Source organism: Natronomonas sp. (assembly GCF_046710025.1).
Classification (GTDB): Archaea; Halobacteriota; Halobacteria; order Halobacteriales; family Haloarculaceae; genus Natronomonas.
This window is the reverse complement of record NZ_JBKEGK010000110.1, coordinates 1-8295: the sequence shown is the minus strand read 5'-3', so window position 1 is coordinate 8295 and position 8295 is coordinate 1. Positions and strand designations below refer to the sequence as shown.

The following is an 8295-nucleotide window of genomic DNA, read 5'->3' as shown; positions in this document are numbered from 1 at the left end:
GATCGGAAATTGAGTCGATGATGACGAGGTTTCCGGACGCGTGCTCGGTCAGTGTGTCCCCGAGCGCTTCCGGGACACTCCTGCGGTCCTGCTCGCTGCCGAGTTGGGTGATCGCGTCGGTCCGATCGGAGTACCACCCCCGTGGGACGGGGCTGAGCTGAAAGTACTCGTTCGAGAGGTCGTGGAACGCGATCGATTCGGCGGCCGTCTCGACGATCTCGTCGTCCATGGTGAGCGACATCTCCCGGCGGAGCTGTTTCTTTTCGGCGGTGAACGAGACGTAGTGGACCTCCGGTGGCGCGGCTGTCCCCGCCGGGAGGTCGCCGTAGTACAACTCGAAGAGCTCCGGATCGGTCTCGACGAGCGCGTTCATCAACGCGGCGGTGTAGATGAACTCCCGGGCGCCGGCGCCGGCCTCTCCCGAGAGCAACACGACGCTCCCCGGTGGCGCCCCACCACCAATGGTCGTGTCCAGCCGCCTGATCCCGAACGGGATACGGTCCATACGTTCATCTCGGAAGCGGTAGGAGTAAAAGCGTTACCGGAGGTGCCGGATCATCGCCCCTTCGTTTCGGGGGGTGGCGACGTGAACCCGCCCCGTGGCGTCGATCGAGGCGAGCGCCTCCTCGGCGTCTGACCGGGCCGCCTCGGCCCTCGATGCGTCAGTGACGCCGTACACCGCCGGCCCCCACGAAGACTGGCCGACGCCACGGACTGCGGGTGACTCCGCCAACTTGTCGATGAGTCGGCCCGCCGGCGGCCGATAGACGCCGCCCTGCTCGTCGGCGTACCACGTGCCGTTGAGGCGGCCGAAATCGCCGATCGCGTCGCCGAATGCCTCAAGTCGCCCCTCGGCGGCGGCGGGGAGGAGCCGTCGGATCAAGAGCGCTGCGAGCGAATCCGAAACGTCCGGATCGGCGCGTTCGACGACGCTCCGCATGCTCTCATCCTCGTCGTCGCCGCTTCGTCCATCCTCGGCGTCGGGCAGGACCACCAGGAACCGCCACGTCTCGGGGAGGTCTTGGCGGGCGGTGACCGCCGGAACGCTCCACTCCCCGGCCTCGGGTGGGGTAGTCGTGAAGCGCCCGGTCGGGTGGCCCGAGTCGACGACTAGCCCGCCCGATTCGAACGTTGCGACGCCGACGCCGCTTCGACCGCCTCGGTTGAGCGCGGGCGCTAATTTGCGGACATCCGGTTCGTGACCGTGGGCCCGCCCGACGGCGGCAAGCGTCGCGAGCGCGGTCTGTGTCCCGCTCCCGAGGCCGACGTGGCGTGGCAGCGTCTCGACGACGTCGATATCAACGCCGCTGACGCCGAACAACGAGCAACTTTGCTCGGCGTACTCACCGACGAGGTCGTCGCCACAGACGACCTGACCGGCCGGTTCCGCCTCTATGACGATTCGTGGCGAGTCGAGCGCGACGCCGACGCCGCCGTAGAGCCGCTCGTGGGTCAGCGAGAGGTTCTGGAAGCCGATATGGAGTCTGCCGCCGACGTCGACCCGAACGCGCATGACTTTTCGTAGGGCGACGCCGCTGTTGTGGCTTTCGACAGCGGCGGCGAGTCACTCGCACGACAGCAGTGGATTTCGTCTAAGACACCGGCAATCTATGTGTACACCCTGCCGATCAGTTGGCCCATGATAACCTCTTGGTGTCCGTCTCCCCGCGTTCGAGTCTGGCCGACGAACGGTGTCCTTACCGATATATACACCGGTCAGACGGCGAGGCCGTCGACTACGATCGCGACGAGCACCAATCCGAGGTAGGCGTTGGAGGCGTGGAACGCCCGGAAGGCGGCCCCTTCCGATCGCTCGTAGTGGAGTCGAACGACCATCCACAGGAACACCGCCCCGAGCGAGACGGTGGTGGCACCGTAGAGCCAGCCGAGATCCGAGACCGCGGCGAGCGCACCTGCCCCGAGAAGCGTCGCGCCGAGGTACAACAGGATGTGCTTTCGAGTCTCGGTCTCGCCTCGGACGACTGGCATCATCGGGAAGCCACCGCGTTCGTAGTCGTCGCGGTAGGCCAACGCGAGGTTATAAAAGTGGGCGGGCGTCCACAGGAAGATGAGTCCGGACAGAACGAGACCGACGGTTCCGACGGTCCCGGTGACTGCGGCGTACCCGATGAGCGCGGGCAGCGCTCCTGCTGCCCCACCGAGTACCGTGTTCTGTACGGTGTTCGGTTTCAAAATCAGCGTGTACACGATGCTGTAGAAGCCGATCGCCACCAGCCCGAGGGCGGCCGTGAGGAGATTCACCGACAGGAACGCCCAAAGTGAGGCGACGGCCAAGAGGCCGCCGAAGGCCAATGCGTTCTGGACGGGCACCTCGTGGGTTGCGAGCGGCCGGTCGGACGTTCGGTCCATCCGCTTGTCCACGTCTCGCTCGAGGACGTGATTGAACGTGCCCGACGCACCGATGGCGAGAACGCCGCCACCGAGCGTCGCGACGACGGTCCGGACCGATGGCGTCCCGGCCAGCACCATCCCGGCGCCGGCGACGAGACAGAGCAGCCACATCAGCCGCGGCTTCATAAGCCGAAAGTACGCTCCGGCGGTAGCCTTTATGTGTTCAACTCCGGATAGGCTTGGGGACGATACCGGCGCATCGTCTTCCGGTGCCGGCGGCGCCGGGTCGGGAACCGTTTCGGGGACATCGTCGCTCCCGGTCTCGGCCTCCAGCCGCCACGCCAGCGCGAGCACCAACGCGGCGAAAATGACCATCGCGGCGAGAAGGTGGAGCCGCCCGATCCCCGTCCCGGTGGCGACGACCGCGCCGACCGCGGCCTGGATCGGATATAGGAGAAGCGCCACGAGGAGCGCCCCACGGACGCGTCGGGTCGCATCGCGCCAGCCGACCGCGACGGTACCTACCACGAGTACCCCCACGACCGCAGCCACGAGGCGATGGAAGATCGCGACGAGTACGGCCGGAGTCGAGAGTTCCCCTTGGCAGAGCGGCCAGCCACCGCACGCGGCCGCGGCGTCGGAGAGCGCTGCGGTCGATCCGACGACCACGAGCACGTACACGCCGACGACCGATGCCGCGAGCAACGGAACGAACTCCGTCGGTCGAAGTGTCGACGATCGCATTATTCACACTCTTCGTGTCCGTGTACTTAGCCTTCCTGCTTCCAGCGGAGGCAGGGAAAGTCGGCACATATTTTAGGAGTACTCCCTATGTGACTTCTAATGAGGGGTACACGCATACTACCGGTGGCGCTCGTCGGGTTCCTCGCGCTGCTCGTGGTCGACCCAGTGGCGGCACAGACGTCTATCCACGACGAACTCATAACCGATCTTAATGTGACGCTGCTGTATGCGGCCATCCCGATCGCGGTCCTCGTCGAGGTAATACTCATCTACGCGGTCGTCAAGTTCAGAAACAACGACGACCCGAAACCGACCGAGGAGAACCGACGGCTCGAAATCACGTGGACAATCGCGACGGCCGTCGTGTTGTTGTTCGTCGGCGTCGCCTCGTATCAGGTGCTCGCCGTCGAGGAAATCGGTAACCCGATCGCCGACGAGGAGCGCATCGAACCGTCGGTGTCGCAGGATCTTGAGGGTGCCGTTGGCCCCTACGCCGACGAGGACGACGCCGTCGAGATTGAAATTGAGGCCTTCCGGTACGGCTGGCGGGCGAGCTACGACAACGGCTCGGCGGCGACGTTCAACGAGATACGGATCCCGGCTGACAGACCGGTCTACCTCCACATCTACGCGACGGACTGGCTTCACATGCTACACGTCCCGGAGGTCGGTATAAAACAGGAAGCCCAGATAGGGACGTACAACACGGTCAAGACGGAGGCGTACGAACCCGGTAGCCACCAGTTCTACTGCACTCAGTACTGTGGCGTCGGCCACTCTCAGATGAACGGCGAGTTCGTCATCATGGAAAGCGGCGAGTTCGACAGTTGGCTCGACGAGCAAACGGAATAAGGCCGCGTCACCGCTAGTGTTTCTCGCGGATCGATGCCGCGACTCCGATCGTTTCGGACGGACCGACGCCGTGTCGCCGACCGTTTTGAGTGGGTTTTTTGTTTCTTCACGCAAACCGGAGGGTATGAGCGTCGAAACTGACGACGGCCACGGGCACGGTGACGGCCATCACCTCCCTGCCGTCGAGGACTGGCCGAAAGGATTCGGGGAAGCCTCGTGGTGGCCTTTCATCGCCGCCCTCGGCGGATCGGGCTTCTATATTGGCGTCGCACTGTTCGTACTTGGCCGCGGATCGGAGCCGATCATCAACCCAATGATCGGCCCCGTCATCTTTATGCTGAGTACCGTTGCGTTCCTCACTGGGCTGTACGGGTGGCTTTATCATGCCTTCATTGTCGACTTCTGGGGCGGCGAGACAGCCGACTACGGGTTCCCGTTGAAACTGACGATGCTTCTGTTCCTCGCGACCGAGGTCGCCACGTTCGGCGGCGGCTTCGTGTACTATTTCTTCATCCGCGCGGGCGCCTGGGAGAACCTCCCGGCGATCGTCGCGGAGGGCGACGTATTGAGCACGCTCGTGATCGCCAACACCCTCGTGTTGATCGCGAGTTCGATAACCATGCACTACGCCCACCACGCGCTGCTGTCGGGCAATCGAACCCGGTTTGTCCGTCTGTTGGGTGCCACGCTCGGGCTCGGGATCGTCTTCCTCGGCGGGCAGGTCTACGAGTACTACGAGTTCATCGTCCACTACGGCTTCGGGCTCACCGACGGCGCGTACGGATCGGCGTTCTACGGACTGACTGGACTCCACGGACTCCACGTCGCCCTGGGGGCCGTGCTGCTGTCGATCGTTTTCGTCCGAGCGTTGTACGGCCACTACTCGGCCGAGAGACACGTCTCGATCAGCACCGTCTCGATGTACTGGCACTTCGTCGACGTGGTGTGGGTCTTCCTCGTTGCCGTGCTCTACGGCGGCGCAATCCTCTGACGCCGCCGGATCGACGCGTCTTTGAGGTGCCAAACCCAGGTGTAATCATGGAAGCTGAGCCCGAGCAAGGGGTCGAGCGGTACGACAAGACGAGCCCGTGGCCGATCGTGGTCGTTCTCGGATTGGTGTTCAGCGAACTCGGGATCCTTTTCAACGTTTACCCTGTTGCGATTGCAGGGCTTATCCTCTTCGTCGGCAGCGTCTCCGGCATCGTCAACGAGGCGGGCTACGTCGTCTCGCCGTGGCGGCTCCTCGTCGGCCTCGGCGTGGCGTTGGCCGTCGTTGGTGGAGTCATTATTTCGGTTCGTTTCGACGGGGCGCTCTCTGCGTCGGTGCTTGCGGCTGCCGCCAGCGACGGAGTTCTTCAGCGAGGCCTCACGATCGCGGCGACCGGGACGGTGGTATCGATCGCTGGGATCGTCCTCCCGCGTGTGCTGAACCAGTAACCTATTTAATGGTCTCGACAAACGGTCAACGTATGAGCGACCGCATATTCGACCGCGAAACGCTGTTGGACCTTTCGGTCAACGCCATTCCGCTCGCAATACTGCTCTGCTTCGTGCTCCTGTTCGCCATCGTGTCGCCGTTTCCCGCCGACTCGTTCGTCCTCGTCGTCCAGATGGCGATCGTCACCATCATCGGCGTTGCGCTCTTCGTGTTGACGTACTACTCGGGGAAAGTCATCTCGCGCGACGAGGAGGCGATGGACGAGTACATCCCGGCGGGTTACTCGGAAGCTGATGCGGAGGTCTCGGGCGTTCCGGGCGAAGAAAGCGAGTAATGCAGGCGGGTCGCCGCCCACAGACCACGAGCGAACGAGGGTGATAATCATAACCTTTCTTTAGGAGCGGGCCTATCGCTCACACAGATACACATGGATGCAGCACAGCTCGCGCTGACAGTTCTGATGGGGGCGGTCGTCCTCGCGGCGTTTGGGTTCGTCGCGCGCGTGCAAGACTGGCGCGCACGGCTACCGCTCGTCGGGGGAAAACGGGTCGCGACTGACGGCGGCCATGCACACGAATCGTCAGAGACACACGCTCACAAACCGTCCGGCGTCATCCGTTGGCTAACGACGGTCGATCACAAAGACATCGGAATCCTCTATGGGACCTACGGCGTCATCGCGTTCCTATGGGGTGGTGCCGCCGTCCTGCTCATGCGGATCGAACTGTTTACCGCGGCGTCGACGTACATCAGCCCGAACATGTACAACGCGCTGTTGACAAGCCACGGGATCACGATGTTGTTCCTCTTCGGGACCCCGATCATCGCGGCGTTCTCGAACTATTTCATCCCGCTCCTCATCGGCGCGGACGACATGGCGTTCCCGCGGATCAACGCTATCGCCTTCTGGCTCCTGCCGCCGGGGGCGCTTTTGATCTGGGCCGGCTTCTTCACTATCCCGCTTGATATCGCCGTCGGGCCGGCTGCGACCTCTTGGACGATGTACACGCCGCTGTCGGTCGAGCAGGCCAACCCCGGCGTGGACCTCATGTTGCTCGGGCTCCACCTAACCGGCGTTTCGGCGACGATGGGTGCGATCAATTTCATCGCGACCATATTCACCGAACGCGGCGACGACGTCTCGTGGGCGAACCTCGATATCTTCAGTTGGACGATCCTCACCCAGTCGGGGATCATCCTGTTCGCGTTCCCGCTGCTCGGCAGCGCGCTCATTATGCTGCTCTTGGATCGAAACTTCGGCACCACCTTCTTCGCGGTCGAGGGCGGTGGACCGATACTGTGGCAACACCTGTTTTGGTTCTTCGGCCATCCGGAGGTGTACATACTCGTCCTCCCGATGATGGGGATAGTCTCGTGGATCCTCCCGAAGTTCGCGGGTCGGAAGCTCTTCGGATTCAAATTCGTCGTCTACTCGACGCTCGCCATCGGGGTGCTCTCCTTCGGCGTGTGGGCGCACCACATGTTCGGAAGCGGAATTGACCCCCGAATTCGGGCGTCGTTCATGGCGACCTCACTGGCCATTGCCATCCCCTCGGCGGTGAAAACGTTCAATTGGATCACGACGCTGTGGAACGGGGACGTTAGGCTAACGACGCCGATGCTGTTTTGCATCGGGTTCATCTCGAACTTCGTGATCGGCGGGATCACCGGGGTCTTCCTGGCGTCGGTCCCGGTCAACCTCATTCTCCACGAGACGTACTACGTCGTTGGACACTTCCACTACGTGGTGATGGGGATGATCGCCTTCGCCGGCTTCGGGGCGATCTACTACTGGTTCCCGATCGTCACCGGTCGGATGTACAACCGAACGGCCGCGAAGGCGCACTTCTGGCTGTCGATGATCGGCACCAACATCACGTTCTTCGCGATGTTGCTCGCCGGCTACTTCGAGATGCCGCGGCGCTATGCGACCTACGAGTTCAACCCGAGTCTCGCGCCGCTGGCGGAGATCACGCTGCTCCACCGGGCGATGACGGTCGGTGCGCTCCTCATTACCGTCGGCACGGTGCTTTGGCTGCTCAACGTCGTCTGGTCCTGGAAGAAGGGCGGCGAGGTTACAGATCCCGATCCGTGGGACACCAAGGAGTACGGCCTCCACGGCCGGGAGTTCGCGTGGTTCGAACAGCAACTCGCGGCGACCGACGGCGGCGACGAGGTTGCGGCCGACGGCGGCACGACCGAGGACGTTGCGACGGACGGCGGCGAGACTGTCGACGAGTAACGCAGCGCTGACTCCGGTTTCTATTCTCGATCTCGGCTCAAGCCGCTACGTTCGCCCTTGCGGTGATGAGGTGAAGATACGCGAGTCGTAGTTTAATTTTAAGTCGATCTTTCCGTCGAGAATGTTGAGAACGCTCGACAACTGTGGCCGCGCGGCGACGTATATGTGTGTTACTGCGTTTGCTTCCCGCAGTCGCGTCGAGAGCATATCGATGAACTCGTACGACGTCCGCAGTTCGAACGATTTTACGATGTCGTAGAGGATATCAAGCTCAACAGATAGCCGTTGTCCCGGGGTGTAATGCACGTCGATGATTCGCGAAATCGTCTCTCCCAGTTCCTGTGGGCCGAGGCCTCGATCAAGTTCGACGAGTTCTACCGGCGTCTCGGAGAGGTCAATTTCGGGTAACTCATCAAGCGGGCGGCGTTTTGTGGTCACCACGACGGTTCTATTGGGCCATTCTCCCAGCTGTCGGTCGAACAACCGGAGGCGATCCGCTGGGTTCTTCGTGATTATGATAGCCAAGTTACTTCCCGAGACACATTCGATGACGACGACCGTCGGGTACGGTCGCGCGCTATCGAGTCCTACGGACAATCCGGCCCGGAGCCGAACCATCAGCCGGTGGAACGGATGCTTCGGGACGCTAATTCGATGGTTCGGCGCA

At 62.7% G+C, this 8295-nt stretch carries 8 protein-coding genes and 1 pseudogene; 5 read left to right on the top strand and 4 right to left on the bottom strand.

Going from position 1 to position 8295, the window contains the following annotated elements:
* The 3 genes from ACI944_RS08695 to ACI944_RS08685 form a co-directional block, all read right to left on the bottom strand.
* Positions 1-505, bottom strand: a 505-nt coding sequence (locus tag ACI944_RS08695; protein ID WP_411718661.1) for an RAD55 family ATPase, incomplete at its 3' end; no start/stop codon positions are given.
* A gap of 33 nt (positions 506-538) precedes the next feature.
* Positions 539-1513: a beta-ribofuranosylaminobenzene 5'-phosphate synthase family protein gene (locus ACI944_RS08690; RefSeq protein ID WP_411718660.1), complete on the bottom strand. Its 975-nt coding sequence runs from the start codon at positions 1511-1513 to the stop codon at positions 539-541.
* A gap of 203 nt (positions 1514-1716) precedes the next feature.
* On the bottom strand, positions 1717-3096 hold the full coding sequence (locus tag ACI944_RS08685; RefSeq protein ID WP_411718659.1) for a heme o synthase: 1380 nt from the start codon (positions 3094-3096) through the stop codon (positions 1717-1719).
* 99 nt (positions 3097-3195) lie between these two features.
* Here ACI944_RS08685 and ACI944_RS08680 point away from each other — a divergent pair, with 99 nt between their 5' ends.
* From ACI944_RS08680 to ACI944_RS08660, 5 genes are all read left to right on the top strand, one after another.
* Positions 3196-3948, top strand: a complete 753-nt coding sequence (locus tag ACI944_RS08680; protein WP_411718658.1) for a cytochrome c oxidase subunit II — start codon at positions 3196-3198, stop codon at positions 3946-3948.
* Between the two features lie 124 nt (positions 3949-4072).
* The gene (locus ACI944_RS08675) at positions 4073-4939 is read left to right on the top strand and encodes a heme-copper oxidase subunit III (RefSeq protein WP_411718657.1); all 867 of its coding nucleotides are present in this window, start codon (positions 4073-4075) and stop codon (positions 4937-4939) included.
* A gap of 47 nt (positions 4940-4986) precedes the next feature.
* Positions 4987-5385: a cox cluster protein gene (locus tag ACI944_RS08670; protein ID WP_411718656.1), complete on the top strand. Its 399-nt coding sequence runs from the start codon at positions 4987-4989 to the stop codon at positions 5383-5385.
* A gap of 32 nt (positions 5386-5417) precedes the next feature.
* The gene (locus ACI944_RS08665; RefSeq protein ID WP_411718655.1) at positions 5418-5720 is read left to right on the top strand and encodes a DUF6684 family protein; all 303 of its coding nucleotides are present in this window, start codon (positions 5418-5420) and stop codon (positions 5718-5720) included.
* Between the two features lie 93 nt (positions 5721-5813).
* The gene (locus ACI944_RS08660) at positions 5814-7628 is read left to right on the top strand and encodes a cytochrome c oxidase subunit I (RefSeq protein WP_411718654.1); all 1815 of its coding nucleotides are present in this window, start codon (positions 5814-5816) and stop codon (positions 7626-7628) included.
* Between the two features lie 45 nt (positions 7629-7673).
* Here ACI944_RS08660 and ACI944_RS08655 read toward each other — a convergent pair.
* A pseudogene (locus ACI944_RS08655) lies at positions 7674-8295 on the bottom strand (hypothetical protein); the annotation flags it as partial.

Excerpts from the sequence above, each read along its gene's own strand:
- ACI944_RS08690 (WP_411718660.1), bottom strand. The coding sequence starts at position 1,513 with ATGCGCGTTCGGGTCGACGTCGGCGGCAGACTCCATATCGGCTTCCAG.
- ACI944_RS08685 (WP_411718659.1), bottom strand. The coding sequence starts at position 3,096 with ATGCGATCGTCGACACTTCGACCGACGGAGTTCGTTCCGTTGCTCGCG.
- ACI944_RS08680 (WP_411718658.1), top strand. The coding sequence starts at position 3,196 with ATGAGGGGTACACGCATACTACCGGTGGCGCTCGTCGGGTTCCTCGCG.
- ACI944_RS08675 (WP_411718657.1), top strand. The coding sequence starts at position 4,073 with ATGAGCGTCGAAACTGACGACGGCCACGGGCACGGTGACGGCCATCAC.
- ACI944_RS08670 (WP_411718656.1), top strand. The coding sequence starts at position 4,987 with ATGGAAGCTGAGCCCGAGCAAGGGGTCGAGCGGTACGACAAGACGAGC.
- ACI944_RS08665 (WP_411718655.1), top strand. The coding sequence starts at position 5,418 with ATGAGCGACCGCATATTCGACCGCGAAACGCTGTTGGACCTTTCGGTC.
- ACI944_RS08660 (WP_411718654.1), top strand. The coding sequence starts at position 5,814 with ATGGATGCAGCACAGCTCGCGCTGACAGTTCTGATGGGGGCGGTCGTC.